We start from the raw sequence: 18782 nt of genomic DNA, 5'->3' as shown, positions 1-18782 counted from the left end.
CGGGACGGCGAAGGTATTACGGACCGCGCCCTCGCGGGAATGACCTGGGGGGCCGGTCAACTGGACGGGGGACGGCTGGGCGTGGCCGTGGCATAGAGGGGGCAAGGAAGGGAGTACGCCATGTCGTTCATGCTGTTGATCCAGTCGGAAGAGCGGGCGCGTCCCCGCACGGAGAGCGAACGCCGCATCGCCGCCGAGCGGATGGAGCGCATGCAGCGCTACGGCGCGGGCCTCCACGCCCGGGGCCTGCTCATGGCCAGCGATTCGCTCAAGTCGGATGAGGAAGGCGTGCGGATTGAAACCCGTGGAGGCAAGCGGACCTTCAGCGACGGTCCGTTCACCGAGTCCAAGGAGATCGTCGGGGGCTTCTTCCTCATCAACGTCAGCACCCGCGAGGAAGCCCTGGCCATCGCCAGCGAGTGCCCGGCGGCGGAGTGGTCCACCGTCGAGGTCCGCCAGAGCGGTCCCTGCTACGACGAGTGAATCGCGGTTGTCTTTGCGGGAAGCCCCCTGGATAACAGGCATTGTCTGGAGTCTTCAGGACAAGCGGTGCGGGTGAAGACAGACCCGCTCCCGGCTTCAGCAATGAATGACAAGCAGGGCTGTTGTTTCCGAGCGTGAGCACGGTATGGTCCCGCCGCGCCGTGATGGGTTCAGGTGTCAGGGCTTCCTGACACCGCGATCCATGATGGCGGAGGGGGGACGAAGAGGGGGGCAGTACCACTCTGGGTCCTCGTGGAGTTCACACCCGCCGCGGTCCGGGGACCGTGGTTTCGAGGAAACACCATGCATAAACGTCTCACGCTCGCCGTCATGGCGGGTCTGTTGGCTATCGCCTGTGGTCAGGTGTCGCCCGGCTCATTGGATTCGGAGTTCCAGTCCACGGAGCTGGCATTGACCGGGTTCACCGGTCCCATGACGAACTCACACTCCGTTCCCGCGCTCACGCTGCTGGGGGATGGACGTGCCTTGATGGTGGATTACATCTCGGAGACCTATAACCCGGCCACCAATGGCTGGACGGCCACGCCTGCGCGGACGCCCGTCCGCCACTACAGCGTGGTGGTCTCCCTGGCGGACGGCCGGGCCCTGGCCATAGGAGGGGAGGGCGGAAGCCCCTACACCCGCTTCGCCAATGCGGAGCTCTTCACTCCGCAGACGAACACGTGGTCCGCCACGGGCGCGATGAACCAGCCCCGGGGACGGCCGGTGGCGACCCGGCTCGCGGACGGCCGGGTGCTGGTGGTGGGGGGCTTCAACCCGTCCAACGTGGCCACCCGGAGCGCGGAGACCTTCGACCCCGCGACGGGAGCCTGGACGGCCCTGCCCAACGAGGCGAACTACTCGTACTACTCGGACTGCTCCATCACGTTGCTCGCGGATGGGCGCGTGTTGCTGGTCGGCTTCTACGGCGCGGAGGTCTTCAATCCCGCCACGAACCTGTTCACGAAGGTGGGCACGTCCGCGAACGGTCGCTACGACCATCTCGCCGAGCGGCTCCCGAATGGACGGGTCCTGTTGGCCGGAGGGAGCCGGACCACGTCGGAGCTCTTCGACCCGGTCCTCCTCCAGTTCACGACCACGGGCGCCATGCTCGTCAACAACCGTCACTTCGCGGCCTCGACCGTGCTGGCGGATGGAACCGTGCTCGCCGCCGGTGGGCATGATGGCGTGGCCACGACCTTCGGGTCGGTCGAACGCTACCAGCCCGGCACGGGCACCTGGTCCCAGGCGCCGGCCCTGGCCCAGAAGCGCCATCAGGCCAAGATGGTGCAACTCGCCTCCGGGGAGGTGCTGGTGGTGGGCGGCTCGTATCGGATCGGGGCCTATTCGGACATGAGCATCAACGGCCCCCAGGCCGCCGAGCTTCTCACCGGTTCCTGCGTGCCCCAGTCCTGCGCGGCGCAGGGCAAGACCTGCGGCACCGTGTCCGACGGGTGCGGCGGCACGCTGGCGTGCGGCACCTGTGGCGCGGGTGAGGCCTGCTCCGCCACCAACGTCTGCGTTTGCAGCCCCACCACCTGCGCGGCGCAGGGCAAGACCTGTGGAAGCATCCCCGATGGGTGCGGCAACACGCTGGCGTGCGGCACCTGTGGCGCGGGTGAGGCCTGCTCCGCCACCAACGTCTGCGTTTGCAGCCCCACCACCTGCGCGGCGCAGGGCAAGACCTGTGGAAGCATCCCCGACGGATGCGGCAACACGCTGGAGTGCGGCACCTGTGGCGCGGGCGAGGTGTGCGCCACGAACAACGTCTGTGTCTGCGTGCCCATCAACACCTGCACGGAGCAGGGGAGGGCCTGTGGACCCGTCTCCGACGGCTGCGGTGGAACGCTGAGCTGCGGTGTGTGCGGCGCGGGTGAAGCCTGTGATCCGGGACCGGGCGCTTGCGTCATCGTACCGGAGGGGCATGCACTCTACGACGCCACGCTGGGAGCCCCGGTCTGCGCCACCCTGTCGTCGAGCTGTGACTCGGATTCGCTCCTGGTGGGCCGGGACGCGCTGGGGCCGGAGCCCCACGCCCCCAACACGCTGACGACCAGCGCCTGCGCGGACGGGACGGCGGGAGTCTTCCACGTCGATCCGTCCCTGGATCGGCTCGTGGTGAAGACCCTGGACGGCGGTCCGTTCCAACCGGGGAAGACGGTCCAGGTGGACGTGACGCTCTGGAATGCCTCCTCGTCCACCCGCGTGGATCTCTTCTCCGCCGCGTCCGCCTCCAGCCCGAACTGGATCTTCGTCGGGAGCCTGGTGCCGGGACCGGCCGTGGGCCTCCAGGTCCTTTCAACCACCCATGTGCTGCGCGTGGGCAACCGCCAGGTCCTGCGTGGCATCGTCCGCGACGACAGCGAAGGGCCTTACTCGGTGAGCTGTGCCGCCGCGCCGTCCTCGGATCATGACGACCTCGTCTTCCAGGTCGACAGTGCCGAGGACACGACCCCGCCCATCGTCGCGATCACCGCTCCCGTCATGGACACCGTCGGAGCGCAGTACCAGCCGGTCAATCTCCAGGTGGGCGCGACCGACAACGTCGCGGTCCAGCGCGTCGATTTCTACATCCAGAACAACCCGCCGAACGGCGCACTCACCCCCCTCACCGTTGACACCTCGGCGCCGTACACGGCGACCTATGTCCACCCCTACCCGACGCCCACTTCCTTCCGGGTGGTCGCCCGCGCGTATGACTTCTCAGGCAATCAATCCGAGGCCTCCAGGACCTTCGCCATCGACAACACTCCGCCGAGCGTCGCGATCACCTCGCACGCCAATAACGCGACCGTGAGCGGCACGGTGTCCCTGGTGGCCTCGGCGCAGGACGCCTTTGGCATCACACAGGTGTCGTTCTATCTGGACGGCCTCTTCCTGGGCATCGCCCAGGGCCCTCCCTACACGCTGAGCTGGAACACGGCTTCCTCCACGGTGGGCGCGCACCTGCTGTATGCGCGAGCCACGGATGGGTTGGGCAATCTGGGCGTCTCCACCCTGATCACCGTCAACGTCGCGCCCCCGGGGCCCGTGAGCGCCGTCCATGACACCTCCTGGAAGACCCCTGTCTGTCTGGGGGCGGCCGGTTCGGGATGTGATTCGGGCACCCTGCTCACGGGACGGGCCAACCTGGGACCGGAGCCGCATGCTCCCAACACCCTGTATGGCGGTTGCGCGGATGGGACGTACGGCTCGTTCCACTCGGATGAGTCCGTGGATCGGCTCGTCATCTCCACCGTGGATGGCGGGGCCCTTCGCTCCGGGACGTCCGTGAAGGTGACCGCCACCGTCTGGGCGTACAGCACGTCGGACGTCCTCGACATCTACTCCGCGCCCAATGCCTCCGCGCCCGTGTGGACCTTCGTCGGGACCGTCACGCCGCAGAGCTCGGGGCCCTTGGACCTGTCCGTGACGTTCCCCCTGCCCACCAGCACGGCCGGCGTGCCCCAGGCGGTGCGGGCCGTCTTCCGCTACGGCGGCACGCGGAGTGCCTGCTCCTCGGGCCTGTACGACGACATGGACGACCTCGTCTTCAGCGCCCCGTAGCCCCTCTGGGGTGGCGTGCGGCCCGGTCCGCGCGCCACCCCGCGCAGTGCGTCAGTGTGGCGTGTCACCATGCTTAGCCCGTGAGAATTGATTAGCTGGAACGACTGCTGATACGCCCGGTGAGCCTTCCCCCCAAGAAAGGTGCACCGCATGTCACGTCGTTCCCGCTTCAGTCCCCGCAGTCTGTTCTCTCCAGTCCTCGCGGCCTCCGCGCTCGCGCTGGGCTGTGGCCCCGTCTCCGACGAGGCTCCGTCCGCGCAACCCGAGGCCCCGGCGGAGGTCGCCCAGCCGCTGGCCGTGGGCGGCTTCGCGGAGATGCATCACCACATGTTCGCCGAGGAGGCCTTCGGCGGCGGCTGGTTCCACGGCAGCCACACCGGCACGCTCGCGAGCTGTGACGGCGGTGAGCCGGAGAGCGACCATGCTCGGGTCCGCATGGACCTTCGCGACATGCTCAACCTCTGTCCCAACTCCGGCAGCGTGAACCTGGGCGGCGTGCCCATCCTGTCGGATGTCTTCGGCGTCGGCGGCGCGCTGGCCTCGGAGGTCATCGGTCAGGTCGAAGGCACGCAGGGCGACACCGGCCTGCACCTGGGCCGCAAGGACGTCAACACCCAGTGGCCCCGCTGGGACACCATCGCGCACCAGCAGGCGTGGGAAGGCTGGCTCAACAAGGCCCGCCAGGGCGGCATGTCCCTGGTCATGGTGTCGCTCGTCAGCAACGAGTTCCTCTGCAAGGCGCTGCCGTACCAGAACCTCAAGCGGCCCTGTGACGAGATGATGGACGTGGACGTCCAGCTCCAGATGGCCCGCGACTTCGATGCCCGCACCGACTGGGCGGAGATCGCCCTGTCACCCGCGCATGCCCGGCAGATCATCGCCTCCGGCAAGCTGGCGATGGTGCTCTCCATCGAGTCCAGCAAGCTGTTCGGCACCAAGGACTGGCGCTCGGAGCTGAACCGCGTCTATTCGCTGGGCGTGCGCTCGCTGCAGCCCGTGCACCAGCTGGACAACCGCTTTGGCGGCGCCGCGCCCCACAACGCCATCTTCCAGGTCGCCCAGTTCCTGGAGAACTGTCACATCGACACGGACTGCGGCCTCACCGGCTCCGGCTTCACGCTGGGCTTCGACGTGGACGCGAACTGCAAGAACACCAAGGGCCTCACCGCGGACGGCAAGGCGCTGGTCCAGGAGATGATGGCCAAGGGGATGATCATCGACATCGCCCACATGTCCGAGAAGAGCGTGCAGGACACGTATGCCGTGTCCCAGGCGAACACCTACTACCCGCTGATGATCTCCCACGGCCACTTCCGGGAGATCATGAACCCGGCGCTCGCCGCCAACGAGAAGACCACCCCGTCCTGGGTGGTGCGCTACGTGCGCCAGACGGGCGGCATGTTCGGCCTGCGCACCGCGCACGACGAGACGCGCGACTACACCCGCACCGCCGTCGCCAACTCCTGCCAGGGCTCCACGCGCTCGCTCGCGCAGGCGTACGAGTTCGGCCGCCAGGGCCTCAAGGTCAACATGGGCTTCGGCGCGGACCTGAACGGGTTCATCCAGCAGACGCGCCCGCGCTTCGGTGACTTCGGCGCGTGCTCGGCCGGCTTCCGCGCGGAGGCGGATGCGCAGCGCGAGCAGCAGCGCGTCTCCGGCCCGGGCCGCCTGGGCACCGACTTCGACATCTACGGCCTGGCCCACGTGGGCCTGCTGCCGGACGTGGTGAAGGACCTCAAGCAGCTGGGCGTCAACACCAGCGGCCTGGAGGGCTCGTCGGAGAACTACATCCGGATGTGGGAGCGCGCCAACGGCGCCCGCTCCGGCATGGCGGACGCGGCGAACGACATCGACACCGGCGGCGTCGCGGCCTACGTCCCCAAGGCCACCCGCGAGGCGGCCTTCCCGCAGATCTGCGGCAAGGCCTACGCGCCCGCCACCAAGTACGTCGCGGAGACGTGCCGCTTCAACCAGGAGTGCCGCAGTGGCTCCTGCAACGCGATTGACGGCTGCAGCGGCCTGAACGGCACCTGCTCCTGCACCACCGACTCGCACTGCGGCGCGACCCAGTTCTGCGGCTGGGGCACCAACTCCGGCAAGTGCGTGGAGAAGCGTCCCAAGGGCTCGCTGTGCTCCACCGGGCGCGAGTGCCAGTCGAACAAGTGCTCGTGGCTGATGTGCACCTGATGAAGTCCTGATGTGCTGAACCGGGGCGGCGTCCATCCGGGCGCCGCCCTTTTTCTTTGCCCGCCCTGAAACCAAGGCCGCCAGCCGGGCAGCCCTTCCGTCCCGCTGGGGCGTCCTGCGCGTTGCCGGACCCCCGAAGGGACTCCAGCTTTCCGTCTGGCCCCGCCATGCGAATCCCCGTCCGCGTCAGCCGCCTGTCTGGTTTCGTCGACGCAGCCCGGGGAGCGGGCGCCCGCGTCAGGCTCGCGCACCCACCGCGCTTCGGACGCGCGATGGCCCCGCACGGCCAGGGGTCCACCGGTTGTCCGCGTGCCTGGCGAAGGCTCCCTGGCGCTCACGGCCCTGCCCGCCACGGAGCCTCTGCCCCGGGAGGGGGCGCGCTGGGGAGAGAGCCCGGCCGGGCCCACGCCTGGACGGCGGGGGCCCCACCTCCATGACGAAACCGGAGTCGCATGCCCAGACGCTGGGACGCTCGCGAAGCGACTCGCTCCAGCGGCTCCAGTGGATGCTCGGCGGACTGGTGCCGGTCGCGAGCGCGTCCGCGGTGGGGATGGGGGCGCTCGTGCTTGTGGGCTGGGTGCTGGGCGTCCCCAGCCTCGTCGTGGCCCTCTCCTCGACGCGCACGGGCGTGATGGTGCCGGGCGTGGCGCTGGGGTTGATGGCGGCCGGCGGCGCGCTCTGGTGGCTCCACAAGGCGCCGGTCCAGGGGTGGCGTCGGAGCGTGGGGCGTGGGCTGGCGACGGTGGCCGCGCTGCTGGGGATCGAAGCCCTCGGGTGGTCCGCGCTCGGGGGCGGCGTGGGCGTCCACCGGCTCCTGCTCGGGGACGGAGGGGGCGCGCCGACGTCCGTGCTCGACACGCCGGGCAGCGGGGTGGGGCTCTGTCTCACGGGACTGGCGCTCCTGGTGCTGCACGTGCGCACGCGCCAGGGGGGGCGCCCCGCCCGGTGGCTGGCCCTGGCCTGTGCGCTGATGGCCACGTGGGTCCTCCTGGGCTTCCTGTTCCGCGAGGCGGGGCCGCAGCCGCCCGTCCGCTCCCCGTCGTCCTTCACCCCCATGGGGCTGCACACGGCGCTGGTCCTGTTGCTGCTGTCGCTCGCCATCCTCTCCGTCCACCCGGAGCGGGGGCTGATGGGCGTGCTCCTGAAGAAGGACCTGGGCGGCCTGCTGGCGCGGCGGATCCTTCCGACGGCCATCCTCGCGCCCCTGGTCGTGGGCGGGGTCCGGCTCTTGGGGGAGCGGCTGGCGTACTTCGGGCCCGCCTTTGGCGTCACGCTCTTCGCGGGCCTGACGATGGTCGCCTTCCTCGCCGTGACCTTCTGGAACGCGAGGATCGTCTCCCGGCTGGACGCGCGAAACCGGCTGGTGGAGCAGTCCCTGCGGCTGTCGGAGGCGCGCTTCGCCGGCATCGTCTCCAACGCGGCGGACGCCATCATCTCCATCGATGATGCCCAGCGCATCATCCTCTTCAACGCGGGCGCTGAGCGCATCTTCGGCTACGCCGCGAGCGAGGTCGTGGGCCGGTCCCTGGAGGTGCTGCTGCCCGAGAGCCTCCAGGCCGTCCACGCGCGGCACGTCCAACACTTCGCCGGGGGCTCCATGACGTCCAGGCACATGGGGGTGCGGCAGCCCATCTCCGGCCGGCGCAAGGGGGGAGAGACCTTCCCCGCGGAGGCCAGCATCTCGAAGTTGGAGGTGGAAGGGGCCCGGACCCTCACCGTCATCCTTCGCGACATCACCACGCGCAAGCAGGCGGAGGAGGTGCTGCGCAACAGCGAGGAGCGCTTCCGGACCTCCTTCGAGGACGCGCCCATCGGGATGGCCCTGGTCGACCTGAGTGGCCGGTTCCTCAACGTGAACGCCTCACTGCGCCACATGGTCGGCTATTCGCAGGCGGAGCTGTTGGCGAGGACGTTCCAGGACATCACCGTCCCGGAGGATCTGGAGCTGGACCTGCTGAACGTGCGCCGGCTGCTCCAGGGCGACATCGACTCGTACCAGATGGAGAAGCGCTACTTCCATCGGGACGGCCGCATCGTGACCGTCCAGATGACGGCTTCGATGGTCCGCGATGCCCACGGGGAGCCCCTGCACTTCGTCTCGCAGATCCAGGACATCACGGAGCGCAAGCGGATGGAGCAGTCCTGGCACCTCCTCCTGGAGAAGTCGCAACAGGCGACCCGGGTCCGCGATCAGGTGCTGCGCATCGTCGCCCACGACCTGCGCGCGCCCCTCAACGTCATCGCCCTGAGCGCCGGGGTGCTCCGCAAGGGGCTGCCAGAGGGGCGCGCCCTCCAGCGGCCCCTGGACTCCCTGGAGAAGTCGCTCCAGCGCGCGAACCGGCTCATCCAGGACCTGCTGGACGTGGCCCGCATGGAGGGCGGCGGCCTGTCGGTGGAGCGTGAAGCGCTGGAGGTGGCGCCCCTGGTCCGCGAGGCCGTGGAGCTGCACCGGGCGCTCGCGGAGGCGCGTTCACTCCACCTCGTGGCCCTCATCCCGGAGGGGCTGCCCAGGGTCCTGGCCGACCGGGAACGGACGCTGCAGATCTTCTCCAACCTCATTGGCAATGCCCTCAAGTTCACGCCTGAAGGCGGGAGCATCACCCTGTGCGTCGAGGCCGAAGGAGACCAGGTGCGCTTCTCGGTGCGCGACACGGGGTCCGGGATTCCACCGGAGGACCTCCCGCACCTCTTCAAACCCTTCTGGCAGGCCCACGCGAGGCGCAAGGAGGGGGCGGGGCTGGGGCTCGCCATCGTGAAGGGGCTCGTCGAGGCCCACGGAGGAGAGCTGAGCGTGCAGAGCCTTCCGGGGGCGGGGAGCACGTTCTCCTTCACGCTCCCGTCCCAGGTGTCCGTGGAGGCGCAGGCCGGTGCTCCCCATTGAAAGGGAAAGGGCCCCCGGGGTGCCGGAAGCGGAAAGAAGGCGTCCTGCCTTCCCGCGTCCGGAGCCACGAGGGCCCTTGGGTTGTCGCAAGGGACGACTAGCGCAGCTGCAGGAACGAGAACGACAGGCCGTCGTGCGTCGCGACCAGCTTGCCGCTCAGGTCGGTCAGCTCGCGGAAGTTCGTCGTGCCGCTGCTGTTGGTGAACTCGGTGAACAGCGTGCGGTCACCCGCGTGGAAGAGGAAGGAGCTGCCCGTGCTGGCCGGCAGGGTGTCCACCAGCGTGGCCGCGGTCATGTCCGCCTTCAGGTCCAGCTTCCACCACTTCCACGCCACGGCGCTCGCGATGACGCGCGGGTGCGTGCCGTCCACCACCGTGTAGGTCGACTCGTCCAGCACGCGCAGGAAGCCGGAGCCCGCGGGGCCCTGGAGCAGCGAACCCGTGGCGCCGCCATTGGTCAGCGTGCCCAGCTCCTTGTAGAAGGCCGGGTCGAAGGTGGCCGTCTGCGGATCGAACTTCAGCAGGCAGGGCGCGGGCACGTCCGGGTTCGCCTGCGCGGTGCGCTTCACCGCGGCGCCGTACGCCTCCGTCGCCAGGTACACCTGGCCATCCGTGCCGACCACGCCGTCACGCACGTAGCCGCAGCGGTCGTCGGTGACGACCTGCGCGGTGTCCGTCGCCGTGTCCAGGATGACGATGCCCGCCTTCTTGGTGATGCCGATGCCCGCGGACGGACGCCAGGCCAGCGGCATCAGCACCTTGGTGCCCACGCGGATGGGATTGGACGCGAACGACAGGACCGTCCCGTCGATGGTGATGCCCGGCAGGGCGAGGGTGTTCGTCAGCGTCATCTCCTTCGGGTTCCAGATGACGATCTGCGCGGTGCGGCCGTCGAAGTAGTAGGCCTTCGTGTCCGATGCGAACTGGAACTGGTTCTGGTACTCGCCAATCGTCGTCAGGCCCTTGCCCGCGAAGCTCACCTCGCCGGCCTTCTCCAGCTTGTTGTCGGCCGTCACGTTGTAGCGGGTGACGACGGCGGAGCCGCTGCTGGAGACGAAGATGGCGCCCGTCTTCTCGATGCCGGAGCCCAGCGCGCGGCCGTTGATCTCCGTGGCGTTCGCGAGCGACAGGGGCTCGGTGTGGTCCACCTTGTCCGTGAGGATGATGTAGCTGGTGGACGCGGAGTCCGCGCTCACCTGCGCCACGAACGCGTACAGCGGCGACGTGTTGGTGCCGGTGCCCGCGTCCGGGTTGCCGTTGTCCGGATCCGTGTTGTCGCAGGCCGCGACGAAGCTGAAGGCGAGCGCCGCGAGGACGCGGCCCGAGGTTCGGAAGAAGGGTGAGGGCTTCAAGGACTTCCCTTTCGATGGGGTGTGGGTGCTGCGTGCGGATGCGGGAGGCGCGTTTCAGCGCTCCAGCGTGAACTTGGCGGCGAGGCTGCGTCCGGGGCGCTGGACGCCGTAGAAGTCGAAGGTGCGGGCGTTGGTGAGGTTCTGCAGGTCCAGCGTCCAGCTCAGCTTCGTGGGGGTGTCGCGCATCACGTAGGTCAGCGCCACCGAGTGCGTGAGCTGCGTGTCGATGGTCAGCTTGGTCGCCGCGGCGCCCGCGCCCTCCCAGGCGAGGAAGAACTCATGCACGTAGCGCGAGCGCAGGGTGATGAGCAGCTCGTCCTGGGAGCGCAGCAGGTCCGAGAGCTTCACCTGCGCGCTGCCGTTGGCCATCAGGGAGGGTTGGTTGGGAATGCGCTGGCCCTTGAAGGAGCCGAAGTTGCCCTCGCCGGACACGTTGCGCACGTCCTGCCAGGTGGCGTTGCCGTCCAGCGACAGGAGCTGTCCGGGGGACGTCCAGCCGGCGGCGCCGATGACCCCCAGCGAGCGCGCGGCGTAGACGTTCTGGTAGCGGGAGAAGCTCCCCTGCGGGATGAGCGTGATCAGCTGATCCGAAAGGCGCGCGAAGCCGCCCACGTTGGCGCGGAAGGAGCCGTGGCGGCCGGGCAGCAGGGAGACGCCCAACCCCAGGTTGAAGTTGTGGCTGGTTTCGGGGACCAGCTCCAGGTTGTCCTCGATGAGCAGGCCGTCGCCGAAGAGCTCGTCCGGACGGGGCAGGCGCGTGGCCCACTCGTAGGATGCCTTCGCGGTGAGGGTGGGCGTCAGGCGCAGGCGGAAGCTGTCCCCCACGCCCAGCTCGTGCGTGGTCCGGGTCAGGTCCAGGAACTCGTTGCTCGCGAGCAGCTTCTGCGCGCCCGTGGACTGGAGGTAGTCCTTGGCGAAGGCGACGTTCTGCAGCCGGCCCTCGAGCGCTTCGTACTGGTACTCCAGGCCCGTCACCAGAGAGCCCACGTCGCGATCCGCGGAGAGCGGATCCGCCTGCTGGAGGAGCTGGAGCTGGCGGTCCTCGCCCGTGCGCACGACGAACGTGGGCGCCACCGCGAGCCGCAGGGTGTGCGGCGCGCCCGGCTGCCAGCTCGCGTTGAAGCGCGCGAAGACGGCGTGCTGGTTGACGTAGCGCTCCACCGCCCCGGAGTCCATCTCGCCCCCGGTCTCCAGGGTCACGAAGCAGCGGCCGTACCAGTCGTAGCGGCACTTGCTCACGTCCAGGAAGCGGCTGCGCCGGAACGTATAGCCGCCCACGGTGTCCACGGTGAGGCCCTGGCCGAAGGTCTGCGCGTAGCGCAGCGTGGTGCCCGCGGAGCCGTCCGTGCCCGTCACGTCGCCGAAGACCTGCGTCATGGACGGGTTGTGCTGGATGTCCCGGTCGGTCGCGTTGATGAAGGCGCGCACCAGGAGGCGCTGGGCCCACGGGCGGTCCACGAAGCCCACCTCCAGGCTCGCGCCGCCGGCCTGATAGCCGTCGTGGAAGCGCGGCAGTCGCGCGGGCGCAAGCTTGCCCGCGTCGTTCGGGACCTGCACGTCCACCAGGTAGTCGTTGCGGGCGTTGTCGTAGAAGCCGTGCGCGCGCACCAGCAGGCCGGTGGACTCCTGCAGGTGGTGGCCGCTCGCGGTGATGCGGTGCGTGTCGAAGGAGCCCAGCTCGTAGGAGGCCGCCACGCCGGAGTCGTGGACGTCCTGGTCGGTGATGAGCTGCACGGCGCCGCCCAGCACGTCCGCGCTGAAGCGGATGGGCACGACGCCCTGGTAGACCTCCATCTGCTGCACCAGGTTCACCGGCACGTTGGCGAGCCCCGGCCCGTAGCCCGCGAACTCCAGCGGGATGCCGTCGACGAAGAAGCGCACCTGATCATCCGACAGGCCCGCCAGCGAGACGCGCGTGTTGCTTCCCAGGCCTCCGGCCCGGCGCACGTCCACGCCTTCGGTCCGCGCCAGGGCCTTGCCCAGGTCCGCGGTCTCGTAGCCGATCTGCTCCATCTCGATGACCTGCACCGCTTCCGCCGACTGGCGGTGGCGCTCGGCGGCGGACTCGCCGACGACGGTCACATCGATGGTGTTCTCATCCGTGCTGGAGACCACCTCGGGCGGCAACGCCGCGTCCGGGGGCGTGCCGGCTTCGGCCACGGGGCCCGGAGGGGCGGCGTCCACCGGGAGCCGGAAGGCGTAGGTGTAGACGATGCGGAAGCGCTTCGCGACGCCGTCGCGCTTGCCGGGCTCGAAGCGGAACTGGAGCGCGGCGGTGCGCGCGGCCTCGTCGAACCCGTGGCCTACGGGCTCCATCACCTCCGCCTCGGTGACCTTTCCTTCCGCGTCCACCTTCAGTTGCAGGCGCACGTTCGCTTCCAGGCGCGCCGCCAGGGCCTCGGCGGGGTAGGAAGCCTCGGTCTTCTGGAGGAGCTTCGGCGCTTCGATGACCGGTGCCGCCGGAGCGGCGACCGGTGCCGCCGAAGCGGAGGGCGTGGCCTCCGGCCCCTGCGCGGCCCCGCCTGTCTGCATCGCGCCCGCGTGCGCTGGATCGCCCAGACACAGGCTCGTCAACAGCGCGGCGCCCGCCCCGAACCGCCGCCACTCATTCGTGATTATGAAAATGGTTCTCATTATCAGCGGCGCGACGTTTAGCCGCTTCGGTTCGGGACTGTCAAGGCCGCGCGCCGCGTCAGGCCGCGCGGGCCTGGGGGGCGCGCACGGTGTGGAGGCCGTCGGCGACGCGGAAGGCGAGCTGGAGGGCCTGATCCGCGTTGAGGCGCGGATCGCAGTGCGTGTGGTAGCGGCTGGAGAGGTCGTCCTCGGAGACGTCCAGCGGACCGCCCAGGCACTCGGTGACGTCCTGGCCGGTCATCTCCAGGTGGAGGCCACCGGGGTGGACGCCCTCGGCGGCGGCGACCTGGAGGAAGGCCATGACCTCCGCGAGGATGCGCTCCAGCGAGCGCGTCTTGTAGCCGTTGCTGGCCTTGTGCGTGTTGCCGTGCATCGGGTCGATGGACCACACCACGGGGCCGCCATGGCGGCGGGTGGCGGCCATCAGGTGGGGCAGGGCGATGGCGACCTGATCCGAACCGAAGCGCCCGATGAGCGTGAGCTTGCCCGGGATGCCCTGGGGGTTGAGCGTGTCGATGAGGCGCAAGAGGTCGTCCGGCTCCATCGTGGGGCCGCACTTGAGGCCGATGGGGTTCTGGATGCCGCGCATGAACTCCACGTGGCCGCCGTCCAACTGGCGGGTGCGCTCGCCAATCCAGAGCATGTGCGCGGACGTGTCGTACCAGCCGCCCGTGGCTTCATCGACGCGGGTCATCGCCTGTTCGACGTTGAGGAGCAGGGCTTCGTGGCTGGTGAAGAAGTCCACCGGGCGCACGGCGCCCTCGGCTTCCGGCCGGTGTCCCAGCAGGCGGGTCAGGTCGGTGTAGCCCTCGCGGGCGAAGGCGCGCACCAGTTGCAGCGTCTCCGCGGACTGGTGGTACGCGCGCAAGAGGCGCTGCGGATCCGGCGTGCGCTCGCGGGAGTTGAAGTCCATGCCGTTGATGATGTCGCCGCGGTAGCTGGGCAGGGTGACGCCGTTGATCGTCTCCGTGGCGTTGGAGCGCGGCTTGGCGAACTGGCCCGCGATGCGGCCCACCTTCACCACCGGGCAGCCACCCGCGAAGGTGAGGACGCCCGCCATCTGCAACAGCAACTGGAAGGTGTCCCGGACGTTCTGGGCGGCGAACTCCTTGAAGCTCTCCGCGCAGTCACCGCCCTGAAGGAGGAACGCCTTGCCTTCGGCGACCTGTCCCAGCGCGTCGCGCAGCCGGCGCGTCTCCTCCGCGGGGACCAGGGGCGGCAGCTTCGCCAGCTCCGCTTCCACGCGCGCGAGGGCGGGAAGGTCGGGGTAGTCGTCGGGGATGTAGCGGACTGGCTTCGCGCGCCAGGAGGAGGGAGACCAGGAGGAGTTCGTCACGGGAGCGCCGTTTCTTTCGGAGGCAGGATTCCCTGCGCGACGCAGGAGTCGAGGTAGCGGTAGAGGAGATTCCGGTCGGTGGGAGGGCACACGACGTCCGTGCCCTCCAGGGCGGCCAGCAACTGCTCGCAGCGGATGGGACCCAGGCCGAAGGCGGGCGTGGAGTCACCGCTGCGCAGGTCGAAGAACGCCAGGGTGGCGTCGTGGCCCCCGGAGCCGCGCGCGACACGCTCGCGCCACTCGGGGACATGACAGAGGTCCAGCGGATAGCCGTAGTCGCGCACCCAGCCGAACAGCTCGGACAGGCGCACCTCCGCGGTGGGCGTCAGGTTGAACACGGCGCCCGGGTGCGAGCGGCGCGCGAGCTGGACGATGGCGCGGGCGACGAAGTCCACCGGTGTCCACACCTCGCCCACGTCCAAGAGGGGCAGGGCGCGCACGGGGAGCCCCGCGAGCACGATGCGCCACACCAGGTCCTGCGTGTTGACGAGCGCGGTGTCCGGCGCGCCCACCACGCGGCCCAGGCGGTACACCGTCGCGGGCAGGCCGCGCTCCGACGCCTGCTGCACCAGCCGCTCCGCGATCCACTTGCTCTGCTGGTAGCCGTCGCGCAGGCCGGGGTGCGCGGGGACGAAGGCCTCCGGCACGTCCGGCGCCAGGTTCGTCTGCGGGGCCACCGCCAGCGTGGACACGTAGTGGAAGGGCTTGGGTCGCACGGCGGCGGCCAGCTTGAGCAGCTCGCGCGTGCCCCGGACGTTGACGCCCTGGAGGCTGCCGTACTCGCGCACCACGCTGACCACGGCGGCGTTGTGGATGACCGCGTCGCACTCCGCGGCCAGGCCGTGGAAGCGCGTGGCGTCCAGGCCCAGCATCGGCAGGGACAGGTCCGCCGGAAGCGCGAGCACCCGCGCCTCCAGCCCCGCGGTGGGAAGCTTCTGGCCGACGAGCGCGGACTTCAGCCGCTCCATCGCCTGCGCCTCATCCTTCGCGCGCACGGGGCAGATGACGCGGACGTCGGGCTGTTGCAGGAGCTGGTGGAGCAGGTGCGCGCCGACGAAGCCGGTGGCGCCCGTGAGCAGGACCTGGCGGAAGCCGGTGCCCAGGCGGGTGGACTCGCGCGCCCAGGCCTCGCCGGTGGTGGCGGGGACGATGTCCAGGCCCAGCTCGGCGTCCGCGAGCATCGCGGCGGTGAGGCCGCCGGGCTCGGAGCCCTCCGCGCTGCCGCGCTCCAGGGCCTGGGCGAGGCCCGACACGGTGGGGTGACGGAAGACGGTGGCGACCGGCACCTCGCGGCCCACGGCGATGCTCAGACGGTTGGCGACCTGGATGCTCTGGAGGGACTGGCCGCCCAGCTCGAAGAAGTCGTCCTGGAGCGACGAGGCGGCGCGGCCCAGCACCTGCTCCCAGACCTCCAGCACGGTGCGCTCCAGCGGCGTCGCGGTGGCGAGCAGCGCGGCGCCCTCATCCGGCGGCAGTGCGTTCTTCAGCGCGTTGCGGTCGATCTTCCCGTTGCGGGTGCGCGGCAGGCGCTGGGCGAAGGCGAAGGCGCTGGGCACCATGGGCGCGGGCAGCGCCGTCAGCAGGTGCTTGCGCAGCTCCGCGGGCGTGGGCTCAGGAGAAGCGACCAGGTGCGCGCACAGCCGGCGCGACCCGCCCGGCAACACCTGTCCCACGACGGCGGCCTCGCGGATACCCGGATGCTTGAGCAACACGGTTTCGACTTCGCCGGGATCGATGCGGTGACCGCTGATCTTGAACTCGTCGTCCACGCGGCCCACGAAGACGAGCTGGCCGTCGTCGCGCACGCGCACCTTGTCGCCGGTGCGGTAGGCGCGCGGCTGACCCTCCAGCAGCGCCAGGGAGGTGAAGCGCGCGGCGTTCAGCTCCGGACGACCCAGGTAGCCCCGGGCGAGCGCTCCGCCCATCAGGCACAGCTCGCCTTCCTTGCCCGGAGCGGCCAGCCGGCCCTGCGGCGTGATGACGGCGGCGACGACGCCCGGCAGCGGACGGCCGATGGGCACTTCGTCACCGGAAGCGAGCGCGTCGGGGCCGGCGAGGGTGGCGACGGTGGCCACCACGGTGGCCTCGGTGGGGCCGTAGGTGTTGAGCAGGCGCACGCGGTCGCCCGCGACGTCGCGCCAGCGGGCGATGCGCTCCGGCAGGGCCGCCTCACCGCCGATGATGACCGTGCGCAGGGCTTCGGGCAGGCGGGCGGCGCCGGTGGACAGGCTGTAGGCCAGCTCGTGCCAGAAGGCCGTGGGCAGGTCGAGCAGCGTGATGCCGGCCTCCGCGCAGGCGTCCATCAGGCGGGGCACGGACTGGAGCATCTCATCGGTGCGCAGCACCAGCCGGGCGCCCGCGCACAGCGTGACGAAGATCTCCTCCACGCTGGCATCGAAGTGGAGCGGGGCGAACTGGAGCACCCGGTCGTCGGGACCCACCGCGTAGCGCTGCGTCGCGCCCGCGACGAAGTGGGCCAGGGCACTGCGGGGAACCTGGACGCCGTTGGGCTGGCCGGTGGAGCCGGAGGTGTAGATGACGTAGGCGAGGCGGGCTTCCGGATCGGACGCCGGAGCGACCTCGGCGCTCGCTTCCAGCCGCTGCACCACCAGGACGCCGGGCGCGGTCGGATCCGCGTCGGGCGTCGGGCGCTCGGACACCAGCATCACGGCCGGGCGCGCGTCCTCCAGGATGGCCGCGTTGCGGGTGGCAGGCCCCGACGGGTCGATGGGCAGGTAGCCCGCGCCCGCGAACAGGATGCCCAGGCTGGCGACGATGGCATCGGTGCCCCGGGGCACCTTCACCGCCACCGCCGTGTCCGGCGTCACGCCCGCTTCCAGCAACCGCAGGGACAGTGCCTGGGACGCCGCCAGCAGCTCGCGGTACGTCATCCGCCAGCGGCCGTGCTCCAAAGCGATCGCATCCGGCCGGGCCTCGGCCTGTGCCTTCAGCATCTCCAGCACCGGGCGCACGCCAGGCACCGGCCCGCCGTCGAGGATCGACGCGTCCGGACCGGCGACCCCGGTGGCGCCCCAGCTCGCGGGGCCCCGACGCACGGGCTGCTCCGGCGTGGCGAGCAGGGACTCCAGGAGCTGGAGGAAGCCGCGTTGGTGCTCGGCCAGGGACGCCTCCGTGTAGCAGGAGGGGTTCGCGTCCAGATCGACGCGCAGGTCCTTGCCGCCCGAGCGCGCATGGAAGCCGAAGGACAGGTCCTCCACGGGACCGGCGGAGATGTTGTGCGCGGTGCCCGGCACGCCCGCGAAGTCCAGGGCGTAGTCGAACGGCATGATGTTGACGACGGGGCCGAACAGCTTGCGCTGTCCACCGACGAGGCGCAGGTCGCGGCGGAGCTGCTCGTAGCGGTAGCGCAGGTGCGGACGTGCGGCCTTCATCTCCGCCGCCACGTCGCGGGCCAGCGCGTACAGCCCGGCGTCGGGCCGCACGGCGATGCGCAGCGGCACGATGTTCATGGCCATGCACGGCACCTTCAGCGCCGCCGACCCCAGCCGTCCCATCACCGGCAGGCCCAGCACCGCTTCCGGCGCGCCCGTCCGCTGGTGCAGGTAGATGGCCGTCACCGCCAGCACCAGGTCGGACCAGCTCACGCCCGCCTGCTTCGCGCCGGCCTGCAACGCCGCCATCAATTCAGGGGACAGGTGCTCCGAGCGCCGCAGGAAGCGCGACGACATGGGCGCCGCTTCCGCCAGCAGCGCGGGCACCGGCGCGTCCTCGAAGCGACCCACCCAGAAGTCATGGTCCTTCTGCCACTGGGGGCCTTCGCGGTAGGCCACGTCCTCGTCCAGCACGGGGCCCAGCCGGTTGAAGCCCACCGGGGCCAGCTTGCCGTTCGCCTCCGCCGTGTAGAGCTCCGCCACCCGCCGCGCGAGCAGCGAGAAGCCGTAGCCGTCCATGGCGATGTGGTGGATGCGCTGGAACCAGAAGGAGCGCTCCGGCCCCACGGTGAGCAGGGCCTGGGAGAACAGCGGCCCGGTCGCCAGGTCCACCGTGCGGCCCAGGTCCTTCCACATCCACTCGCGCGCGGCGGCCCAGGGGTCCGCCTCCGCGCTCAGGTCCACGAGGTGCAGCGTCCAGTCCGTGCCCGCGCCGATGCGCTGCGCCGGCCCGTGCTCACCCGTCACGAAGCGCGAGTGCAGCGCGTCGGACTCCGCCACCGTGCGGCGCAGGGCGGACTCGAAGCGCACCGGGTCCACCGCGCCCTTGAACTCGATGCACTCCCCGGCGTTGTACACCGGGCTCTGGAGGTCGAGCTGTTGCCCCACCCAGATGCCGTGCTGGGCCGCTGAGAGCGGGCGGTTCTCGTCCTGGGTCGGGTGCATGACGGGGGGAGCTCCGAGGGGGAAGGG

Annotated in this window: 8 protein-coding genes; 4 read left to right on the top strand and 4 right to left on the bottom strand. The window is 70.3% G+C overall.

The window, feature by feature from the left end:
* The first annotated feature begins 120 nt into the window (after positions 1-120).
* The 4 genes from D7Y13_RS04230 (at position 121) to D7Y13_RS48600 (ending at position 9097) form a co-directional block, all read left to right on the top strand.
* Positions 121-483: a YciI family protein gene (locus D7Y13_RS04230; RefSeq protein ID WP_120534172.1), complete on the top strand. Its 363-nt coding sequence runs from the start codon at positions 121-123 to the stop codon at positions 481-483.
* 303 nt (positions 484-786) lie between these two features.
* Positions 787-4029, top strand: coding sequence for an Ig-like domain-containing protein (locus D7Y13_RS04225; protein ID WP_120582497.1), 3243 nt, complete (start codon positions 787-789; stop codon positions 4027-4029).
* 150 nt (positions 4030-4179) lie between these two features.
* Positions 4180-6216 carry a membrane dipeptidase gene (locus D7Y13_RS04220; RefSeq protein ID WP_120582498.1) on the top strand — a complete coding sequence of 679 codons (2037 nt, stop codon included), beginning with the start codon at positions 4180-4182 and terminating at the stop codon, positions 6214-6216.
* A 433-nt stretch (positions 6217-6649) separates the two neighbouring features.
* On the top strand, positions 6650-9097 hold the full coding sequence (locus D7Y13_RS48600) for a PAS domain S-box protein (protein WP_120582499.1): 2448 nt from the start codon (positions 6650-6652) through the stop codon (positions 9095-9097).
* A 97-nt stretch (positions 9098-9194) separates the two neighbouring features.
* Here D7Y13_RS48600 and D7Y13_RS04210 read toward each other — a convergent pair whose 3' ends face one another.
* The 4 genes from D7Y13_RS04210 to mxcG form a co-directional block, all read right to left on the bottom strand.
* Positions 9195-10448 (bottom strand): DUF4374 domain-containing protein, encoded by a 1254-nt coding sequence (locus D7Y13_RS04210; RefSeq protein ID WP_120582500.1) that lies wholly within the window; start codon positions 10446-10448, stop codon positions 9195-9197.
* Positions 10449-10502: 54 nt separating this feature from the next.
* Positions 10503-13022, bottom strand: coding sequence for a TonB-dependent siderophore myxochelin receptor MxcH (gene mxcH, locus D7Y13_RS04205; protein WP_244222316.1), 2520 nt, complete (start codon positions 13020-13022; stop codon positions 10503-10505).
* Between the two features lie 118 nt (positions 13023-13140).
* On the bottom strand, positions 13141-14418 hold the full coding sequence (locus D7Y13_RS04200; RefSeq protein ID WP_120533878.1) for a 3-deoxy-7-phosphoheptulonate synthase class II: 1278 nt from the start codon (positions 14416-14418) through the stop codon (positions 13141-13143).
* Positions 14415-18755 (bottom strand): myxochelin non-ribosomal peptide synthetase MxcG, encoded by a 4341-nt coding sequence (gene mxcG / locus D7Y13_RS04195; RefSeq protein ID WP_120582502.1) that lies wholly within the window; start codon positions 18753-18755, stop codon positions 14415-14417. The genes D7Y13_RS04200 and mxcG overlap by 4 nt, the downstream gene beginning before the upstream one ends.
* Positions 18756-18782 lie beyond the last annotated feature (27 nt).

The organism is Corallococcus praedator (genome assembly GCF_003612125.1).
Taxonomy (GTDB): domain Bacteria; phylum Myxococcota; class Myxococcia; order Myxococcales; family Myxococcaceae; genus Corallococcus; species Corallococcus praedator.
The sequence above is the reverse complement of the archived record's forward strand: the minus strand, read 5'-3'. Positions and strand labels throughout refer to the sequence as shown.

Excerpts from the sequence above, each read along its gene's own strand:
- mxcG (WP_120582502.1), bottom strand. The coding sequence starts at position 18,755 with ATGCACCCGACCCAGGACGAGAACCGCCCGCTCTCAGCGGCCCAGCAC.
- D7Y13_RS04225 (WP_120582497.1), top strand. The coding sequence starts at position 787 with ATGCATAAACGTCTCACGCTCGCCGTCATGGCGGGTCTGTTGGCTATC.
- D7Y13_RS04220 (WP_120582498.1), top strand. The coding sequence starts at position 4,180 with ATGTCACGTCGTTCCCGCTTCAGTCCCCGCAGTCTGTTCTCTCCAGTC.
- D7Y13_RS48600 (WP_120582499.1), top strand. The coding sequence starts at position 6,650 with ATGACGAAACCGGAGTCGCATGCCCAGACGCTGGGACGCTCGCGAAGC.
- D7Y13_RS04230 (WP_120534172.1), top strand. The coding sequence starts at position 121 with ATGTCGTTCATGCTGTTGATCCAGTCGGAAGAGCGGGCGCGTCCCCGC.